At 53.2% G+C, this 19413-nt stretch carries 15 protein-coding genes; 13 read left to right on the forward strand and 2 right to left on the reverse strand.

The annotated features are described in order from the left end of the window. Positions 1 to 48: 48 nt before the first annotated feature. The 13 genes from AC3WLT_RS18355 to AC3WLT_RS18415 all read left to right on the forward strand — a co-directional run bounded on the left by AC3WLT_RS18355 (position 49) and on the right by AC3WLT_RS18415 (position 17303). Positions 49 to 1053: a GlxA family transcriptional regulator gene (locus tag AC3WLT_RS18355; protein WP_492593115.1), complete on the forward strand. Its 1005-nt coding sequence runs from the start codon at positions 49 to 51 to the stop codon at positions 1051 to 1053. A gap of 85 nt (positions 1054 to 1138) precedes the next feature. Beyond that, complete coding sequence (locus AC3WLT_RS18360) at positions 1139 to 2674, forward strand: mannose-1-phosphate guanylyltransferase/mannose-6-phosphate isomerase (RefSeq protein WP_492593116.1); 1536 nt, start codon at positions 1139 to 1141, stop codon at positions 2672 to 2674. Positions 2675 to 2719: 45 nt separating this feature from the next. After that, positions 2720 to 4102 carry an undecaprenyl-phosphate glucose phosphotransferase gene (locus AC3WLT_RS18365; protein ID WP_492593117.1) on the forward strand — a complete coding sequence of 461 codons (1383 nt, stop codon included), beginning with the start codon at positions 2720 to 2722 and terminating at the stop codon, positions 4100 to 4102. Between the two features lie 44 nt (positions 4103 to 4146). Next, entirely contained in the window at positions 4147 to 5319 is a 1173-nt protein-coding gene (locus AC3WLT_RS18370; protein WP_492593118.1) for a polysaccharide biosynthesis/export family protein, read from the forward strand. Continuing rightward, positions 5316 to 5756, forward strand: a complete 441-nt coding sequence (locus AC3WLT_RS18375; RefSeq protein ID WP_492593119.1) for a low molecular weight protein-tyrosine-phosphatase — start codon at positions 5316 to 5318, stop codon at positions 5754 to 5756. Before AC3WLT_RS18370 ends, AC3WLT_RS18375 begins: the two co-directional genes overlap by 4 nt. A gap of 3 nt (positions 5757 to 5759) precedes the next feature. Continuing rightward, entirely contained in the window at positions 5760 to 7964 is a 2205-nt protein-coding gene (locus AC3WLT_RS18380; protein WP_492593120.1) for a polysaccharide biosynthesis tyrosine autokinase, read from the forward strand. A gap of 282 nt (positions 7965 to 8246) precedes the next feature. Continuing rightward, positions 8247 to 9257, forward strand: a complete 1011-nt coding sequence (locus AC3WLT_RS18385) for a glycosyltransferase (RefSeq protein ID WP_492593121.1) — start codon at positions 8247 to 8249, stop codon at positions 9255 to 9257. Further along, positions 9254 to 10468: a glycosyltransferase family 4 protein gene (locus tag AC3WLT_RS18390; RefSeq protein WP_492593122.1), complete on the forward strand. Its 1215-nt coding sequence runs from the start codon at positions 9254 to 9256 to the stop codon at positions 10466 to 10468. Before AC3WLT_RS18385 ends, AC3WLT_RS18390 begins: the two co-directional genes overlap by 4 nt. A 9-nt stretch (positions 10469 to 10477) precedes the next feature. Then, complete coding sequence (locus tag AC3WLT_RS18395) at positions 10478 to 11788, forward strand: hypothetical protein (protein WP_492593123.1); 1311 nt, start codon at positions 10478 to 10480, stop codon at positions 11786 to 11788. Beyond that, positions 11781 to 13367: a GH39 family glycosyl hydrolase gene (locus tag AC3WLT_RS18400; protein ID WP_492593124.1), complete on the forward strand. Its 1587-nt coding sequence runs from the start codon at positions 11781 to 11783 to the stop codon at positions 13365 to 13367. Before AC3WLT_RS18395 ends, AC3WLT_RS18400 begins: the two co-directional genes overlap by 8 nt. 63 nt (positions 13368 to 13430) lie before the next feature. After that, the gene (locus tag AC3WLT_RS18405; RefSeq protein ID WP_492593125.1) at positions 13431 to 14501 is read left to right on the forward strand and encodes a glycosyltransferase family 4 protein; all 1071 of its coding nucleotides are present in this window, start codon (positions 13431 to 13433) and stop codon (positions 14499 to 14501) included. A 63-nt stretch (positions 14502 to 14564) separates the two neighbouring features. Continuing rightward, positions 14565 to 15410, forward strand: a complete 846-nt coding sequence (locus AC3WLT_RS18410; RefSeq protein WP_492593126.1) for a glycosyltransferase family 2 protein — start codon at positions 14565 to 14567, stop codon at positions 15408 to 15410. 654 nt (positions 15411 to 16064) lie between these two features. After that, the gene (locus tag AC3WLT_RS18415; RefSeq protein ID WP_492593127.1) at positions 16065 to 17303 is read left to right on the forward strand and encodes an oligosaccharide flippase family protein; all 1239 of its coding nucleotides are present in this window, start codon (positions 16065 to 16067) and stop codon (positions 17301 to 17303) included. A 677-nt stretch (positions 17304 to 17980) separates the two neighbouring features. Here the strand turns inward: AC3WLT_RS18415 and rfbC are convergent. Further along, the gene (gene rfbC / locus AC3WLT_RS18420) at positions 17981 to 18532 is read right to left on the reverse strand and encodes a dTDP-4-dehydrorhamnose 3,5-epimerase (RefSeq protein WP_492593128.1); all 552 of its coding nucleotides are present in this window, start codon (positions 18530 to 18532) and stop codon (positions 17981 to 17983) included. Beyond that, complete coding sequence (gene rfbA, locus AC3WLT_RS18425) at positions 18517 to 19410, reverse strand: glucose-1-phosphate thymidylyltransferase RfbA (protein WP_492593129.1); 894 nt, start codon at positions 19408 to 19410, stop codon at positions 18517 to 18519. Before rfbA ends, rfbC begins: the two co-directional genes overlap by 16 nt. Between the last annotated feature and the right edge of the window lie 3 nt (positions 19411 to 19413).

Below are 19413 nucleotides of genomic sequence, written 5' to 3' on the forward strand. Positions count from 1 at the left end.
CATTGCTGACAAATCATCTCTAAACCGCTTAACGTCTACGGGAGCTTCATGGCGTCAGCTGGTCTCGACAATCTGGATAAGCGAGGGGTGTTCGCCGCGGGGAAAGAGCAAAAGCGCTTGGTTCGATGCATTGGCGTTGTACTGTTCGAAGGATTCTCGTTGCTTAGCGCTGGACTGATTCCGGAAGTATTCCAGATGGCCAATGAAATCTCTGCAGCGAAATTGAAGGGGGCTGCCTTGTATGAAGTCCGCTTGTACTCGAGCAAGGGGGGCGGCGTGGCATGTTCATCGTCCATCAGTGTATGGACGTATGAGTGTGGTGCGGAAAACGCTAGCGGCTTTGACGCGTTATTTATTGCAGGCGGAGAGGGGGCGAAAATCGCGGCCCGTGACGAGCGTGTAATCAGTTGGCTGCGTGAGGTCTTGCCACGCAGCGAAGTGGTCAAGCCGATCGGTGAAGGGCGGATGCTACTACAGACTGCCGGCGTCGATAGCCTTGGACAGTCGCGCGTCCACGCAAATTTGCCTCAGCAGCGTGTGGCGAGCGCAGGAAAGGATACCTACGACGCCGATGATCGCTACGAGCCGGCAAAGACGGCTCTAATGCTGGTCAAACGCGACCTTGGTATTGACGTCGCGCGGGAGATAGCAGGGCGCCTGTCGTTAAGCGGCGCCACTACATTGTTGTCGGATGTGGGCACTGTGACGCCAGTCGCAAAGGTACGGGCGGCCGCGCGCTGGTTGCAAGAAAATTGTGAAAGGCCGATCTCCGTGAGCGACGCGGTGCGCGTCGTCGCAATGAGCGAGCGCAACTTTCTGCGCTGCTTCAAACATGAGATGGGTGTGACACCGTCTGAATTCCTGCTTCAGGCGCGCCTGGAGATGACTTCGCGGCTCCTCGTGGAGACTAATTTTCCAATTGACAAGATCGCAAAACGTTGCGGATGGGTTAACGGTGACCGCTTGGCGAAGATCTTCCGCAAACGCATGGTGCTTACGCCGTCCGAGTACCGCATGCGCAGCCGCGGGCAGCTCCAAGATGAACCGTTGTAGCTCTAGACAGCAGTAGACGCACTCTTCCGGAAAGTTAAGGTGCTCGCCGCTGGTGTCGTTCAACGCATGAATAGGACTACAGATAATGGAGGCGTTGACAAATGAATTTGACCATGGCGGCGGCGCTAATCGGGCGGTCCAAACTGGAGAAAAGATTGCTGGAGCGCCACTTCGGGCGACGGTACGTCTCACTCCTGTTGTGTTGGCGGGCGGATCGGGTTCTCGGTTGTGGCCGATTTCACGCGAGCAATATCCCAAACAACTGATTGGCTTACTTGGACCTGACTCGTTGCTCCAGACCACTGTGCATCGGATGAATGGCTTTCCGGCAGAAGCAGGCGTTGTCAGCGCGCCGATTGTCGTATGCGGTGACGAACACCGGTTCGTGACCGCGGAGCAGCTTCGTGCGAGCGGCATCGACGCGCGCATCGTGGTCGAGCCGACGCGCCGTGACACGGCGCCGGCGCTAACGCTTGCCGCCGTGACTGCATGTGCGGACGGTGAGGATGCGATCGTCGTTGCGATGCCGGCGGATCACGCGATTGCAGACGTATCCGCGTTTCAGCGGTCGATTGCGACCGCTGTGCAGCATGCGCAGGACGGTGCGATTGCGACTCTTGGCGTGCCGCCGACGCGGCCCGATACCGGCTTTGGCTATATCAAGCTCGGTGCGGTTCTTGGCGCCGGTGCACATCGAATCGAGCGCTTTGTGGAAAAGCCGGCTGCGGAACTGGCTGCACAGTATCTCGCATCGGGACAGTACTGGTGGAATAGCGGAATTTTTATCGTGCGCGCAAGCGTGTGGCTTGCCACCGTCAAAACGCTGCAACCGACGATGTATGACGCGTGTGCGTTGGCGCACGCGCAGGGCGCGACGGGTGACGGATTCTTCCGGCCGGGCGCTGACGCCTTCAGGCAGTCGCCGTCCGACTCGATCGACTACGCGGTGATGGAGCGCCTCGGATCGAACGACGCGCTCGCACCGGGAGTGGTCGTGCCACTCGAAGCGGGGTGGTCCGACCTCGGCTCGTGGGATGCGGTGTGGGACGCGCTCGACAAGGATGCGGATGGCAACGTCGCGCGCGGACGGGTCGTGTTCGAAGACGCGACGTCGAGCTTTGCGCATTCGGAAGGACGTCTGGTGGCATGCCTCGGTGTCACCAACGTGATCGTCGTTGAGACCGCGGATGCAGTTCTGGTAGCGGACCGTTCGCGAGTGCAGGACGTCAAGAGCCTGGTCAGCCGGATCAGGGGGCAGCAAGCGCCGGAGGCGGATGCGCACCGGAAGGTACGGCGTCCGTGGGGATACTACGACTCGATCGATCGTGGAGAGCGTTTTCAGGTCAAGCGGATCGTCGTGCATTCGGGTGGACGCTTGTCGCTGCAATTGCATCATCACCGTGCGGAGCACTGGACTGTGGTCAGCGGCACGGCGCTTGTCACCCGCGGGGACGAGCAATTCATGCTTAGCGAAAACCAGTCTACGTTTATTCCACTCGGCGTAACGCATCGCCTGGAGAACCCGGGCAAGCTGCCGCTCGAGGTCATCGAAGTGCAGTCCGGAACGTATCTCGGTGAGGACGACATAGTTCGGTTTGACGATACGTACGGTCGCGCGTGATGCGCTGACGTGTGATGCAGTCCAACTTTAGGCGGGAGTCGGAAAATGCCTGGCATACAAGGGTTACTGACACGGCTTGTGGATGTCGTTCTCATTGTTGCTGGGGCGTTGCTGGCGTCGCACATCCGCTTTGAGGACCTGGTGCAAAGTCGACTCGATGGGGCATTCATCACGTTCTCCGTGGCGTTCGCGCTTGCGTCGTTTCCTGTCTTTGGTCTGTACGAGTCGTGGCGAGGCCGTTCGATGCGGCGGCTAATCGGTCGAGTGTCGCTGGCGTGGCTAGTGGTGCAGGTTTGCGGTGTGGTGTTGATGTTTTCGCTGCATCGCACCGATTTCATCTCGCGTTTGTGGTTCGCATACTGGACTGCTATCACCGGCGGGGCGCTGATCGCGTTGCGACTGACGACGTATTCGATACTGCGCAGCGTGCGATACGCAGGCATGAATTTGCGCAACGTTGCCGTGGTCGGTTATGGCGCACATTGCCAGCGCGTCGTACGCAAGATGGAGGCGTCGCCGGCTAGCGGCTTTCGTGCGTCCGCGACGTTCGACGTGCGCCCGGAAGCGAGCGTTGTCCTCCTGGCGGGCGTACCGGTCTTTGATGATTTGAATAAGTTCTCGGAGTACGTGCGAAGCAATGACCTGCAGGAAATCTGGCTGGTGCTTCCGTTATTGGAAGAGTCGACGATCTTGCGCTTCGTCAACGAGTTTCGTAATGATCTCGTGAACATTCGTTTCATTCCTGACGTGCAAAGCGTGGCGTTGTTTGATGGCGGCATGATAGATCTGATCGGCGAGCCTGCAATTAACCTGATGGCCTCGCCTCTGCCGCCGCACGCGCTGGTGCAGAAGGAAATCTTTGATCGCATTTTCGCAGCTGTGGCGTTGCTCGCGTTGGCGCCTTTGCTGATGATCATTGCCATTTTGGTGAAATTTTCGTCGCATGGTCCGGTGTTCTTTACACAGTTCCGCAAAGGGGCTGACGGACGTGTGTTCAAGATCTACAAGTTCCGCACGATGCGCCCTCATGTCGAAAAGGCGGGCGTGGTGACGCAGGCTACCAGGAGCGATCCGCGTATTACGCGTGTGGGCGGGTTCTTACGGCGAACCAGTCTTGACGAACTACCGCAGTTTTTCAACGTGCTGCGCGGCGACATGTCGGTGGTCGGGCCTCGCCCACATGCGATCGAGCATGATGAGCTCTATCAAATGGTTGTTAACGACTATATCCATCGGTATCGGATTAAACCCGGCATTACGGGTTGGGCGCAAGTGAACGGATTTCGCGGTGAGACTGATCGAATTGAGAAGATGCAGAAGCGGGTAGAGCATGACCTTTACTACCTACGCAATTGGTCGTTCGCCCTGGATATGCGGATTGTTGCTGCGACGGTGGCCAAGGGACTGATGAATAGCAATGCGTATTGACGTTTTTAGAAAACGTGAGCGCGGAATAAGTTAAGGAAAATCTGATGGGATTTTTGTGGAAGTGGCTTGGCGACAGTACGAAGCCCTTTTGTCGTCGCTTTGTACGCCTGCTGACAAGCGCGGCAGCAAGCGCGGTGCTGTCCGCGTGCTCCGTTGCGCCTGGTATGAGAATGACTACTCCCGCGACATTGCCGGTCACGAGCGGTGGTGAACACGCGCCACCGCTCGAAATGCAGATTCCTATCACTGATATCAACACTGCCCTGATCAAAACAATGCGCGAGGGTGAGGCGCAGGAAAGCGCGGGGCAGCTTCATCAGCTGATCGGCAAACCGGGACCATACACGCTTGGCGTGGGCGACGTGTTGCAGATTACCGTCTGGGATCACCCTGAACTGGCGGCGGCACTGGGCACGCAGACTCAAACGAACAGCCGCCCGTATGATCCATCCGTGGGGTTCGTGATCGACAACAACGGTGATGTGCAGGTTCCGTATGCGGGGAGCGTCCATGTTGCCGGCCAGCGCGTCGATCAGGCGCAGCAGTCTGTCTATACCGCGTTGGTCAAAGTTTTCGTCAATCCGCAGGTGACGGTCCGGGTTGCCTCATTCCGCGCCAAGCAGGTCTATCTTGACGGCGAGGTGCGGGCGCCCGGCGGTGTGCCGATCAACGACGTTCCAATGACGCTGTATGAAGCGATCAATCGGGCTGGCGGCCTTAATCCAACGGCAGATCAAAGCAGGATGATCCTCGTGCGCGATGGCGTGTCGTATCGCTTGAACTTGTCGCGCATGCTCGAGCGCGGCGAGAACCCGTCGAACATTCTGTTAAAGAACGGCGACCTGCTGCGAGTTGTTTCGCGTGACGCCAACGGTGTCTTCGTAATGGGAGAGGTCAACAAGCCTGTGACTGCCGTTCCGATGAAAAACGGCGAGCTCACGTTGAGTGACGCTCTTTCCCAAGCCGGCAGCCTGAACAGCGGCACCGCTGACGCTGCCCAGCTTTATGTGATTCGTGGCTCGTCCGATGCGGTACCGCAGGTTTTCCGTCTCGATGCGCACTCGCCGGTTTCGATGGTGCTGGCGAATCAGTTCGAGTTGCAGCCGAAGGATGTGATCTATGTGGACGGCAACGGTCTGGTGCGCTTCAACCGGGTGCTGAGTTTGCTGTTGCCGGCTATCAATGCGGGTCTGACTGGGGCGATTGTGACGAAATGATCGACAGCATCCTCGTCGTGTGTGAAGGAAACGTGTGTCGCAGTCCGATGGCGCAGGGGCTACTCGCGAAGCAGTTGCCCGATGTGAGCGTGATGTCTGCAGGATGGGCTGCTCTGGTTGGACGTGGTGCCGACACAATGGCAATCGAATTGATGGCCGAGCGAGATATTGACATCGGTGGGCATGTCGCGGTGAACCTTAACTTGCAGCAAGTGCGCTCGGCGCAGCTTGTGTTGGCGATGACCCAGGTACAACGCAGAAGAATTGAGACGAGCTATCCGTTCGCGAAAGGAAAGGTATATCGCATCGGCGAGTACGAAGGAATTGACGTAGTAGACCCATACCGCAAAGGACGCGCAGCGTTCGAGATGGCTCTGGCGCAGATCGAGCTTGGCTTGGTTCGCTGGCGTGACGCAATGGTTCGATTGGCTAACTAATTCATGGCATCCTTAAATCAAAATAGATTCAGTGATACGTCGAACGGCGACGAGTTTAGTCTTTCTGACTATCTTGTGGTAATCGTAGATGGCTGGAGGCTAATCGTCGCTATTGCGTTAGCCGTGCTGCTGCTCGGGACGCTCTACGCATTTCTCGCGACACCGGTGTATCGCGCTGATGCGATGATTCAGGTTGAAGACAGTGCCAGTTCGGCGAAGGAGGCGCTGGGCGAGTTGTCGTCGATTTTCGACACAAAGCAGACGGCTGACGCCGAAATCGAGTTGATCCGCTCGCGCCTGGTGGTTGGGCAGACTGTACGTACCCTACACCTCGATATCAGTGCGCAGCCGCGATATTTCCCGCTGATTGGCGAAATGCTGGGACGGCATGCCGACGAAGATAAGTTGGCGTCGCCGCTGTTCGGCTTGAAGCGTTTCGCATGGGGCGGCGAGAAGATCGACGTCACTCAATTCAATGTGCAAAAAGAGAGATACGACGCTAAGTACACCTTGGTGGCGCGCGGCGGCGACAAGTTTGATCTGGTCAATCCCGATGGCGATGTAGTCCTTCGGGGGCAGGTTGGCCAGTTGGCCCACGGTGAAGACTCCGCCGGTCAGGTGGAATTGCGGGTCGCGCAGCTTGAGGCTCGGACGGGTACGGAGTTCGTACTGAAGCGCAGTTCGACTCTTGCAGCTATTGATAAATTGCGGGACGTACTCGTGATTGCGGAGAAGACCAAGCAATCCGGGGTGATTGGCGTCACACTCGACGGTGCGGACGCCAAGCACACGGCCGAAGTCATCAATACAATCGCAGCGGCTTACGTCCAGCAAAACATCGACCGGAAGTCCGCGGAAGCGGAGCACACGCTTAGTTTTCTAGACCAGCAACTACCGCAACTGCGCAGGGAGCTCGACAAGGCAGAGGACCACTACAATGCTTTCCGAAACCAGAAAGGCACGGTCGATCTGACCGAAGAGAGCCGCTTGCTGCTTCAACAGATTGTCGGCGACAAGACAAAGCTTGTCGATCTGCAGCAGCAGCGCGTCGAGATGGCACAGCGCTTCACGGAGTCGCACCCGGCCGTTGTAGCGCTGACCGCGCAGATCGGCTCGCTGCAGGCAGAGCAGAACCAGTTGGACAAGCGAGTGTCATCCTTGCCGGATACGGAGCAGTCGGCTTTGAGGTTGCTGCGCGATGTCCGAGTCGATACAGAGTTGTATACGAACTTGCTGAACAGCGCGCAGCAGTTGCGCATCGTCAAGGCAGGTCAGGTGGGCAACGTACGTGTCGTCGACTATGCCGTTGCAGGGGACGCGCCGATCAAACCCAAGCGGCCCCTAGTGATCGCGCTGGCTGCGGTGCTGGGATTAATCGCGGGAACGGCAGCGGCGTTCGTCAAGAGTTCGCTATTTGGCGGCGTAGAACACAGTGAGGAGATCGAACAGGCGCTTGGCTTGCCGGTCTACGCGGCGGTACCGCATAGTGAAGCGCAGGTCCGCCTGTACCAAGGCATCCGACTTGGTCGCGGAGGCCAGCACGTTCTAGCGGCGGTGGCATCGCATGACGTGGCGATCGAGGGGATTCGAAGTCTGCGTACAGCGCTTCAGTTTGGTTTGCTAGACGTTGCCAACAATGTGCTCGTCATTACCGGCCCAACTCCAGAAGTCGGCAAATCGTTTATGTCCGTGAATCTCTCGGCGGTCCTCGCGAGTGGCGGCAAGCGCGTGCTATTGATCGATGCCGACATGCGGCGCGGAGACGTTCACAGTTATTTCGGGAAGTCGAGACAGCCCGGACTATCGGATGTTATCGCCGGACTGGACGTCGAAGGTGCGGTCTTGCACAACGCACTGCCGGGAGTAGATGTGCTGCCTAAAGGTTCGTTACCACCGAATCCGGCTGAATTACTGATGAGCGAGCGCTTCAAGGCGATGTTAGACGACTTCTCGAGCCGCTACGACATCGTCATTGTTGATACCCCGCCGGTATTGGCAGTTACCGACGCGACGCTGATAGGAAAGCACGCTGGCGCGACCTTATTAGTTGTTCGTCATGGTCGACACGCCATGCAGGAAATTCTGGAGTCCGCCAATCGTTTGCGCAATGGCGGGGTAACGCTCAAAGGTGCTTTGTTCACCGACGTGCCACAGCGGCGCCTCGGTTATGGCACGTACTACTACGGATACGAAAGTCTTTCGGAATGAGTGCGGAAAATCATAGGCTTCAAGCAAAGCAATTGAACGCATCATAATTAGGTACGGGCTTTATTTGTTCGTGTTGAAAGGGGGTCTTAATGCCTCTTTTCTATTTTCTGCGATTACGCAGAATACGCCGCTGATTTCACCGAATAAAAAACGTATTCTGGCCGGATCGCAACAATTTAATTCGAATGTCGAAGCTCTGTTTTTAGCTAGCGCCAGATGTGCAGGGCTCAATAGATTTTCCAGTTAATCAGCCAACGACATGAATCTTGGTGAGACAAGTCAATGAACTCTGTTTCGAGCGAGCACCTTACTTTAGTCACAGTGACATACGGTGACCGTATGCAATATTGTGCAGAGTTGCTACATCGGTCATTCGTCGTGGAAGGTGTTTCTCGTGCCGTTATCGTCAGTAACAACTCGTCCTCCAACCTCAATGAGATCGAGAAAAGATGGGGTGATCGCGTCGATATAATCTACCTCTCGGAGAACAGTGGTTCGGCAAATGGATATTTGCTAGGAATTAAGGCCGCGCTAGAGGCAGGGGCAGAATATTTGTGGCTCATGGATGACGACAATGCTCCGTTAGAAGGCGCTGTGTCGAAGCTATTCGACAGTTTGCAGCAATTCATTGCCAAATTCGGGGCAAACAAGGTGGCTATGGTCGGTTTTCGTCCTGACCACCAATCCGATATTGCAATGGGTGTTCCCTCTAAACTTGCTAGCCCACCTCGCTCGAGCTATTTCGGTTTCCATGTGGGACGCATTCCGTATAAGCTCTGGCGGCGTACGTCATGGGGGCGCCCAACCCGTCTTTTACCGGAAAGCACCGTATTGCTGCCTTATGCACCATACGGAGGTTTTTTGGCACACAGGTCTGTATTTGAAGAAATTGGGTTGCCAAAGAAGTCACTAGTTCTTTATGCGGACGACACTGAATACACGTGGCGCCTTACCAAGGCGGGAGGCAAGATCTTTCTTGATACGCAGGCAATATTGGAGGACCTGGAGGGGTCGTGGAATATCAAGGCGAGGTTTGCCAATGTATTTCAAAACCTGCTTTTCGGAGGCTCAGATCTGCGGGCCTATTACGGCACTCGAAATCAGGCATGGTTTGACAAGAATGAATGGGCGAGTTCCCGTCTCTTGTTTCTCATCAATCGTGCGGTGTTCCTTTCAATACTTCGCTATTACGGTCGGCGCGGGAATGCGCATACGCGACTCGCACTAGTCGAACGGGCGCTTGCTGACGGTGAGGCGGGGCGCTTGGGCCAACATTCGGACTATACGTTGTGAAAATACTTTATATCAACAGTCTATTTTCCCCATTTGTTGGTGGCGGAGCGGAGATTACGCTGAAACTCCAAATAGAGGAGATGCGCAGGAGGGGGCATGATGTCGCGGTCATTACGACGGGACCGAATGTGGGACTCGAGTTTGACGAGGTAGACGGCTTACGCGTATTCCGAGCAGGGATAAAGAATATTTATTGGCACCACAGGAAAGTCCGTCCGAATGCCTTTTCTCGGTCAGTATGGCATTTGAGGGATTGTTATAACGGTTCAATGAAAATACCGCTCCGGGCAGTACTGATGGCTGAAAAGCCGGACGTCGTAAGTTGCCACAATCTAACCGGATGGTCCATGTCGGTCTGGGACGAAATAAGAAGTGCGGGCATACCGATTGTTCAGGTTCTGCATGATTTCTATTTGCTGTGCGCACGCAGCACGATGTTTAAAAAGGGGAGCGTTTGCCAAAAGCAATGCATGGACTGTTCACTCCTAAGAAGCAGCCATCAAATGGCCTCAAAGAGGGTGTCGGCTGTTGTGGGTGTTAGTGGACATATCCTGAACGCTTTTCTCGACAGAGGATATTTTGAGGGCGTGGAAAGTCAGATAATTTATAACGCTCGACCAATCTCGGATTTGGGTGGACGCTCCCGTGCCGTTTCTGGGCAGGGAATCAGAGTGGGCTATATTGGAACGCTGGCGGAACATAAGGGCGTGGAATGGCTCATTACAGAATTCCAAAGAATTAAATCAAATTCAAAATTGATTATAGCAGGTCGCGGGAACACGGATTATGAGGCTCATCTAAGGCGGGTCGCGGACCCTTCGCGTGTAGAGTTCATTGGGCAAGTAGACGCAGAGAATTTTTATAGAAATATTGACGTATGCGTCGTTCCTTCTTTATGGCCTGAGCCACTCGGAATGGTTGCAATGGAGGCGTGTGCTTTTCGTGTCCCGGTTGTTGCAACTCGGTGTGGAGGACTTCCAGAAATTGTGAGAGAAGGAGTCAATGGGGTTCTATGTGATCCGCAAGATCGAACGTCGCTCGGAAACGCTATAGAAAGCTTAACGAAAAATTACCAGTTGCTGCAGACCCTGTCGAACCACGCAAGACCATCGGTTGAAAAGATGTTGAATGTTCAATTGATGGGAGATCAATACGATTCCGTATTTAGATCTGTTGTAAAAAAGACTCGCGACGGTATTGGTCGAGTATAAGGATCCCGTATGGAAATCACGGCGTTCGGTGTTATTTGGATTCCAATTTCGATGTTTGCGTTGCTCTTGCCTATTAGAGCAAGCGCAGCACTGGTGGTTTTCGCATCCATCTTTCATGCCGCAGCCGTTGTCAATCTCGCGCAAAAAGGTGTGTCGCCATTTGTTGTGTCGGAGGTAACGTTCATTGTGCGATGTGCGTTATTGCCTCTGCGCGTTCCGTCGCGCCCGCCGGTCTGGTTGGTACTTGCATTTATACTCGATATTTTTTCTGTTGGAACAGCGCTTTCGTTGCCTTTTGTGTTCTCAGGGATCACGATTTATGTGCCGGACAAAGGGATGGACTATGCTTTTCTCTACGGTGGAAGTCCCCTGAAATTCGGAGTTGGGAATATAGCGCAATGCGTATATTTCACCTTGAACGTGGGCACTCTATGCTTATTTTACTTTAATTCGAAGAGGATCGGCGGGATTCGTATTTTTAAATGGTTCGTTGCTGCGCTATTGACAACCACGATTTTTGGTTTTTGGAAAATCGCTTCAAATTATGGATATCTTCCATTTCCAGATGATTTTTTATATAGCAACATAGGATTATCTCAGCAATATGGTCAGGTGGTCGAGGGTCTGAATAGAGTTAATTCAACATTTACAGAGGCTTCGTATTTTGGTGGAGTGATGGCGGCGGCATTTTTTGCGTTGCTCTCAATGGGGAAAAAGTACGCATTCGCTGTATTGCTGGTATTGACCATGCTTGTTTCGAGTTTTTCTGGAGCTGGTGCCGGGGCAGTGGCATTCGGGGCGGCAATATATCTCGCTGTTATGGGCGCGCGCCGCGCCGCACTAGTGTTATTTGTTGTGGCGCTATCGATCATTTTTCTATATTGGGCGGGGCTAGGCGAACTTTTTGATGTTCTGATCGTTAATAAGCTATCGTCGGGTTCGGCGCAGGTTCGAGGCGCGGCGGACATTTTTACGTTAAACCTAATTATTAATACTTATGGCCTTGGGGTTGGGTTGGGAAGTCATCGCACCTCCAGCCTCGCGCTCAATCTACTCGGAAATATCGGGTGCTTCGGGTTTTTTATTTTTGTTTTATTTTTTTACAAGACGGTAATTTCGGCTCTCAAGGAGGCCGAGCTTGATAGTCAGGGCTTTAAAGAAAGAAGGGCCGTATCATTGTTCTTGTTGGTGCTCATTTCGGCTCAATTTATAGCCCTCCCCGATGTGAATTTCTTCCCCTTTTGGGCTGGATTGTTTGTACTTGTAGCACTGCGCGCAGATGTAAGTGTTAGCCGAAGTCGCGAGGTGAATAATGGATAATTCTGCGGTTTGCGTTTTTTTCAGCCTGCTAATAGCCGCGACTATTGCGGAGGCCAGCGCTCAATCACCGAACTTGTACTCCTCACAAGTTTCGGTTGTCGATGTTCGCGTATCCAAGAGGATCGATGGTTTCAACGATTCTGAAGGAATGCACCGCCTTAAATCGTATTTCTCCGGCGGTTCCTGGGAGGAGCCGATTTCCGATCAGGCTTGGAATGCGCTTCGCTTAATTGATATTAAGAAAATTAGGATGATTAATATTGAATCGCAAGAAGCAACGCAAGGAACGAAGCGCGGTGGCGATCTTGTGTTCAATTTTACATCTCTGCTGCCAGGATTGGCGGACTGCAGAAAGTACCATCTTAAGCCTCATTTGGTAATTGGAGGGCGTCCCCAGTCCGCGATTGCCTATTTAACGAATGAGGGTTACTTCGGGATTCGTGATTATGAAACGTACGAGGAATACGCTCACGCCCTCCTGAAATTTGTAACAATCGATCAAGGATTTGATTCGGCAGATTTTGAGATTGGCAATGAGCCTGATATTAACGGGACGAGGTGGTTGTTGTCCGGAACATTGCCAGCGGGGGATCGGAGAATGTATGAGGCGTATTTGAACTTATATCACGCCTGGTCAAACGCCGCCACGCGACTCAGAGCGGAGTACCCGAGTCTATCCTTTAGGATTGGCGGGCCGGATATTACCCCCTATACGCTACATTTTGGATCGCTAAATTGGGCTTCTGAATTTATTAAAGATGTTACCGTTGAGAAGTTGAGGTTGGATTTTTTTTCATTTCATTTTTATGGAAACAATTCACCGCTCGATGGTGAGCTGGCATTTGGTCCCTATCCTGGCTTTTTAGATGAAATTAAATTCTATCGATCCACGCTATCTAGATTTGGATTAGATAATGTCCCGATTTATGTCACGGAGTGGGGGGCGCGTACCAGTACTGAGGAGGATCGAGTGGGTATTGCGAACGGAAGCGAGGTCGGCGCGGCTTGGAGCGCGAAGTTTGTACTTGAGATGTTATCGGGTGGTATTGAGGAAGCCATGCCGCTAATACTTCGGGATCACGTTCACCAACAGGATCGATCAGACAACTGGGGTTGGCCGGGTTTTTTGCTTTCGGACGAAACGACCCCAAAAGCACTTTACAACGTAGCTCGAATGTTTTTGCGCCTTCCAGACACGCGACTGGATGTTATCGCTAGCAAAAGCTCCCTAAGTTTTATCGGTGCAGGGGATTCCAAAAAAGTAGACCTTCTTGTGGTCAATGAAAATTGGGATTATTCGAATTTTCGTGATAGAGCCAGATTCGTTAAGCTAAATGTTTCGTTTGGTGGCTTGGAGAAATTTGGATCAGAGGTTCAAGTGGTGCGGTATTCAATTGACAGCGATCATAGCAATGCGTATCTCTATCGCAAACAGGGTAAGAAGGTCGACTTGGAGAAAGTAGGGTTGCAAAGAGTCTCGTCGTTTATCGTTCGCATCGTGAATGGTACTGCTGTACTTCCGCTGCAGAATGTACGTCCCACGTCTGTTAGCCTTTGGGAATTATCTCCGAGGATTTAAATAAATAAACAGTGTAGTAGATTCGGAATTTATATCGCCCGGTGACCAATAAAAGGGGTTGGTATGTCAAGTCATATTGTTGTTAATAGCAAGATCCTTAGGCCCCCGCTAACCGGTGTGCAACGGTACTTGGGCGCGCTCCTAGAACATTTGGACCATGACGTTAGTCGAGTTAGTCCAACGGTCATAAAAAGCGGTGCTGGAGGGCACCTATGGGAGCAGCTTGTTCTTCCCTTTCGGTCGAGAGGTGCATTACTTTGGAGTCCAAGTAATAGTGGTCCACTCTTGGTCAGGAACCAAGTTCTTACTGTGCACGATATGGTTCCTTTGGATCATCCGGAATGGCTAACTTCGTCATTTTGCGCATGGTATAAGTTTTTATTTCCTAGATTAATCCCGCGAGTTCGACGTGTGATTGCAATATCGGAGTTCACGCGGTCTCGGATTCTTGCGCACACTAACGTGGATCCCGAGCGTGTCGTTGTAATACCAAACGGAGTGGATGAGCGGTTTTCTCCCCGATCATTTGAAGAATCAAGGATGGCAATTGATACGTTGGGCCTTCCAAGTCGCAGATACGTATTGAGCGTTAGCTCGCTAGAGCCTCGGAAGAATTTGGGGAGGGTGTTGGAGGCTTGGGGGGCGGTTTATCGTGAACTTCCAGGCGACGTGTGGCTTGTATTGAGTGGGACAGTGGGTAAGAGGCTTGTATTTCAGGATGCAGGCTTAGGTGTTGTTCCTCCCCGAGTGCATTTTACGGGTCATGTGGCCGATGAACTGCTTCCAGCTCTATATTCGGCTGCGGAAGCTTTTTTATATATGTCCGTATACGAAGGTTTTGGACTGCCGCCTTTAGAAGCAATGGCTTGCGGGGTTCCAACCATGACCGGGAACCTTACTGCGATTCCGGAGGTGGTAGGGAACGGGGCGGCGCTAATGGTGAATCCATACGATGTTAGCGCAATAGGGGATGGAATTGTGCGACTTGTGCGTGATCCCGTATTGCGTGGGACGTTGAGCGAAGCGGGACTGCGGCGGGCTGCTGACTTTTCCTGGAGGAAGACCGCGCAGATGTCGCGAAACGTTTTGATGGATGCTACCGCAGGGAGAATGCACCGTGACGCGCTAATGTGAGCGCGCTAGGGAATGCTTTGAAGGTTGGGAAAATAAGACATAGAAGTTAACTTGGGGAAGAACATGAAGGGTAGTGAAATTTTAAATGCGATCATTGTTAATTTTCGTACTCCTGACTTGACGTTGAGATGTGTGCATTCTTTGATTGAACATTCGATCGTGGACGTAACAGGGATCGTGGTGGTCGAGAACGCTTCGCCAGACGAATCGTACAGGACGTTGCGCTCGCAGCTGCCGCACGGTGTTCGTTTGGTGCGTGCGTCGCTTAATAGAGGCTTCGGTGCAGGTGTTAATTTGGGGATGGCCGCATGCTCAAGAGAGCTTGTTTTGGTATTAAATCCAGACACGTATTTTCTAGATAGCAGTGTGAAGAAAGCGGTGAGACTGTTTGGGCGGGAACCAGAGGTGGGGCTCGTCGGTCTGGATTTAATATACCCAGACGGGCGTAGGCAATATTCGGCGCGTCGTTTTTACTCTCTGCTTGACATCATCGGTAGACGATCCTCTCTCGGGCGGCTACGTGGGTTCAAAATGCGTATTGAGCGTCACATGATGATCGAAGCGTGGTCTGCGGAAGTTCCATTCGATGCAGAGTGGATAATGGGTACCGGTTTCATTGTTCGTTTTGAGCTTTATGAAACCCTGGGCGGGATGGACGAACGATATTTTCTCTATATGGAGGATGTAGACCTTTGCGCGCGCGTATGGCAGGCGGGGTATCGGGTGGTTTGTGTCCCAGGTGCGTCGCTGACGCATGAGCACCAACGACAATCCTCTGCCGGTGTTTGGAGTCGCGCAGGGCGGTATCATTTACATAGTCTTTGGCGCTTTCGAAGCAAATTTCGCTTACCAATGCGCCGTCCCCCGGGTGTTACAGGTCTCAGAAAGCAGCCTTCTCGTGGTGCATGAATTACGCTTTCGGTTTCGGATGATGGCGCGTGTGGCTCTGCAAAAATACGGGACGGTAGGGCGAAGTTGCTGACGAAAGTGAAGACCAACATTCCGGAAATCAGGAATGGAGGCATACATGAATCGGATCCCCATGCCGCCTACAAAAAAAAGAAGTTCGTGAAGATGTGGTGTAGCGCGCAATGACCGACAGCGTTGGTGCGGCGGCAGCGCGGGCTCTAAATGTCAATGAAGACGGCGGCAAACTGGGTGCGTGCTGCGGAAGTTGATCCTTTATGTTTTTATCTGTATCACGACATATTTGTGTGCCAACTGTTGGCTAGTGCAGGGGGAGGAGGCTCATGTAGCAATTCAGGAAGGAACTGCTTAACAAGGTAGCTGGGACCGGCGCCGTTCCAATATATGGAGGCAATCAGCTATAGCTTCTATCTTTGGCATCCGATAGTTGGTTTTTTTAAAGTCTCTCGTACTTAAACTACATATGAGTATAAATAGCCCGGAAATGGTTGTGCTATTCAGAGTTGTGATATTTGGGTCGACTTTGAACGCCTCTCATTTTAGCGGCCGATTTGTCGAGATGAAGATTGCCCGTGCGTTGAAAGATCGATTCGGGCGATTTAATAAAAATTCATTTCCCGTATCGCCGGGCAGACTATGAGAAAAAATGTCATTTTCCTCTTGGCTGTGCAGTGCTCAAATTATCTTTTTCCGATGATCACATTACCATATCTGCTCCGTGTGCTTGGGGCTTCTGAATATGGAATGTATGTTCTTATCTTGGCGTACACGCAATATGCGATTTTGCTTGTGGACTACGGATTTGGATTTACAGTCACTCGGCAGATTTCTCAGGCACGCAGTTCTCCGAGCGAGATAAGCCAGATTTTTTCAATTACTATCGCGGCAAAGCTGCTGCTTGTTTGCGTTTCGATAGTCTTCGCCGCACTAACTTTGTTCCAACTTCACGCAACGAAAGTTATATGGACCTACGGAGGCATTGCTAGCCTGGCAGTCCTGGGAAACGCGATCTACCCTATCTGGTTGTATCAAGGAATCGAGCGCATGGGCCCAATTTCGGTCACCACCGTAGGCGCTCGAGCAATTATCACGATATCTACGTTTCTATTCGTTAAGTCGCCGCAGGATACGTCAGTTGCGCTATTTATCAACAGTTTTACATTCCTCTTTCCCGGCGTGATATTGGTGGTGTATTCGTTTCGCGGAACGATAACGCGTTTATATATCCCGACGTGGTCCGATATTTCAAGTTCGTATCGGTTGGCATTTCCGCTTTTCATTTCATCAATCGCGACCAGCTTTTATACAACATTCAACACGATTATATTGGGGGCTTATTTTCCGGCGAGCAGTGTTGGGAGCTATGGCGCCGCTGATAAAGTACGTGTTGCCGTGCAGGGTATATTTTTACCTTTTACTCAGGCAATTTTCCCGAAAATTTGTGCCTACACAGATAATAAGGAATTTCTGGAAAGCTTAAAAAGATACGGATTGCCATTTTCGTTGCTTTCCATCTCCATAGCTTTGTGTATTGCGTTGTTTGGGCGCAATTTGGCAGCAGTGTACTTTGGGAGCGGGAATTTACTTGCTGCCGTTTATTTTGAGAAGATGGCTGCAATTCCAGCAATAGTCGGATTGGCTGTGGTCTTCGGTCAATGGTATATGGTCGCAAGGGGATACAGTAAAAGCATTGGAACGATCTACGTGATTGGATCTTGCGCCCATCTACTCTATGCAATTCCGGCAATAAAGCACTGGGGGGTACCTGGCGTTATTTACAGCGTCATTCTTACGGAGTTTGTGCTGACCGCTGCCATGATTGTGTTTTTTTTAAAAAAAGAGGTTTGGGGGAAACGTGCTGCCAAAGCGATTTAAAAATCGTCAGACAATTAGTCTTGCAGTGCCAATAAATTCATTTGTTGCGCCAGTGCAGCTCATGCATCGCGTCAAGAGCAAAACGTTGTCAGGCATTCAGCCGCGATGGCTGAAACGGCGACGGGCCATCGATCATCGAACACGTGAAGCAGGAGCGGGACATGCGACACTGCTGGCTCAAAGGACAAACCGGCGATGCCGTGCGTGCGGTGCTGCGCCGTCGGCTATAACCTGAGTTGGTTGCTGCGCGTGTTCGCTCGACTGGGCCTCAAGCCCGCTTTTTCGTTCTCGTGGTCGGCGGTGGTCCTGCGTGGGGTCGTCGACTTCGCTGCGATGAGCCTGCTTTCACATCCCTCACGTGGCTTCCTTAAACTCGCTGAATGAGTTTTGAAGGGGCGACTGAAGACGTTGCGCGCAAAGCGGGGATTGCGCTGCAGGCAGAAGCGCAAGTTCCGGGCGACAGCCACCTTCAAGCACGACCTGCCGATGGCGCCGAACTTGCTGAACCAGAATTTCACTGCAGGTGCCGGCGACGAGGTGTTGCCGGCACCCGAGTTCAGCGACGCACCGAAGTAAATCAAGGAAGTGCGGCGGCAATACACTTCTCGAATGGCTCGGAAAGATCGCGCGGAACGAAGAGGCCGCGCGTTTTTGTGCCGATACGCCGCCACAGGTTCTCATGCAAAGCATTCGGCTTCCGAAAGCCTCTTGCCCGCCGCATCCTTCGCAGCCAGCAACGGCTCGAAGTCGATCGGCCACTCGACGCCGATGGCCGGATCGTTCCAGACGATGCTGCGCTCGTGCTCCGGGAACCAGTAGTCGGTGGTTTTGTAGAGGAATTGAGCCGATTCAGACAACACGACAAAGCCGTGCGCAAAACCCGGCGGCACCCACAACTGCCGATGATTGTCGACCGACAGCGTCACGCCGACCCACTTGCCGAAATTCGGCGAGCTCTTGCGGATGTCGACAGCCACATCGAACACCTCGCCTTCAACCACCCGCACGAGCTTCCCCTGCGCATGCTGGATCTGGTAATGCAGCCCACGCAACACGCCCTTCGCCGAGCGCGAGTGGTTGTCCTGCAGGAACTCGACGCCGGCCTCCACACGCTCGCTGAATTCAAGCGCATTGAAGCTTTCGAAGAAGAAACCACGCGCATCGCCGAACACCTTCGGCTCGATGATCTTGACTTCGGGCAGCGCCGTAGCGGTTACTTGGATGGCCATGCAACTTGGTCCGTAAGAATGGTTTGCAGATACTGTCCGTAGGCGTTCTTCGCGAGCGGTTTGGCGAGCGTCAGCAGCTGCTCGGCGTCGATCCACTGCTTCCGGTATGCAATCTCTTCCGGACACGCAACCACCAGACCCTGGCGCTTCTGCAGCGTCGCGATGAAGGTTGCCGCTTCGATCAGCGAATCGTGCGTGCCCGTGTCGAGCCACGCATAGCCACGCCCCATGATTTCCACATTGAGCGCGGCGTTCGCCAGATAACGCGAGTTGACGTCGGTGATTTCAAGTTCGCCGCGCGGCGACGGTTTGATATCGGCGGCGATATCGCACACCTGCCTGTCGTAGAAGTACAGACCAGTGACCGCGTAGTGCGAGCGCGGCCTGACCGGCTTCTCTTCGATCGACAGCGCGCGGAACTGCTTGTCGAATTCGACCACGCCGTAGCGCTCCGGATCGTGCACGTGATAGGCGAAGACGGTCGCGCCTTGATCCTTGTCATTGGCGCGTTCCAGCTGCTTCGCGAGATCGTGGCCGTAGAAAATGTTGTCGCCGAGAATCAGCGCCGACGGATCGTTACCCACGAAGTCGCGGCCAATGATGAACGCCTGCGCGAGGCCGTCCGGCGACGGCTGCACTGCGTACTGGATATTCATGCCCCACTGACTGCCGTCGCCGAGCATGGTCTCGAAGCGCGGCGTGTCCTGCGGCGTTGAGATGATCAGCACGTCGCGAATGCCCGCCACCATCAGCGTGGACAGCGGGTAGTAGATCATCGGCTTGTCGTAGACCGGCAGCAGCTGCTTGGATACGACATGGGTAATCGGATACAGCCGCGTACCCGATCCGCCTGCGAGAATAATGCCTTTGCGCGCCATAGC

It is taken from the genome of Paraburkholderia sp. FW306-2-2C-D06C (assembly GCF_058781505.1).

What these genes read in the sequence shown, in the direction of transcription:
- AC3WLT_RS18355 (WP_492593115.1), top strand. Translation starts at nt 49, where the DNA reads ATGGCGTCAGCTGGTCTCGACAATCTGGATAAGCGAGGGGTGTTCGCC.
- AC3WLT_RS18360 (WP_492593116.1), top strand. Translation starts at nt 1,139, where the DNA reads ATGGAGGCGTTGACAAATGAATTTGACCATGGCGGCGGCGCTAATCGG.
- AC3WLT_RS18365 (WP_492593117.1), top strand. Translation starts at nt 2,720, where the DNA reads ATGCCTGGCATACAAGGGTTACTGACACGGCTTGTGGATGTCGTTCTC.
- AC3WLT_RS18370 (WP_492593118.1), top strand. Translation starts at nt 4,147, where the DNA reads ATGGGATTTTTGTGGAAGTGGCTTGGCGACAGTACGAAGCCCTTTTGT.
- AC3WLT_RS18375 (WP_492593119.1), top strand. Translation starts at nt 5,316, where the DNA reads ATGATCGACAGCATCCTCGTCGTGTGTGAAGGAAACGTGTGTCGCAGT.
- AC3WLT_RS18380 (WP_492593120.1), top strand. Translation starts at nt 5,760, where the DNA reads ATGGCATCCTTAAATCAAAATAGATTCAGTGATACGTCGAACGGCGAC.
- AC3WLT_RS18385 (WP_492593121.1), top strand. Translation starts at nt 8,247, where the DNA reads ATGAACTCTGTTTCGAGCGAGCACCTTACTTTAGTCACAGTGACATAC.
- AC3WLT_RS18395 (WP_492593123.1), top strand. Translation starts at nt 10,478, where the DNA reads ATGGAAATCACGGCGTTCGGTGTTATTTGGATTCCAATTTCGATGTTT.
- AC3WLT_RS18400 (WP_492593124.1), top strand. Translation starts at nt 11,781, where the DNA reads ATGGATAATTCTGCGGTTTGCGTTTTTTTCAGCCTGCTAATAGCCGCG.
- AC3WLT_RS18405 (WP_492593125.1), top strand. Translation starts at nt 13,431, where the DNA reads ATGTCAAGTCATATTGTTGTTAATAGCAAGATCCTTAGGCCCCCGCTA.
- AC3WLT_RS18410 (WP_492593126.1), top strand. Translation starts at nt 14,565, where the DNA reads ATGAAGGGTAGTGAAATTTTAAATGCGATCATTGTTAATTTTCGTACT.
- AC3WLT_RS18415 (WP_492593127.1), top strand. Translation starts at nt 16,065, where the DNA reads ATGAGAAAAAATGTCATTTTCCTCTTGGCTGTGCAGTGCTCAAATTAT.
- rfbC (WP_492593128.1), bottom strand. Translation starts at nt 18,532, where the DNA reads ATGGCCATCCAAGTAACCGCTACGGCGCTGCCCGAAGTCAAGATCATC.
- rfbA (WP_492593129.1), bottom strand. Translation starts at nt 19,410, where the DNA reads ATGGCGCGCAAAGGCATTATTCTCGCAGGCGGATCGGGTACGCGGCTG.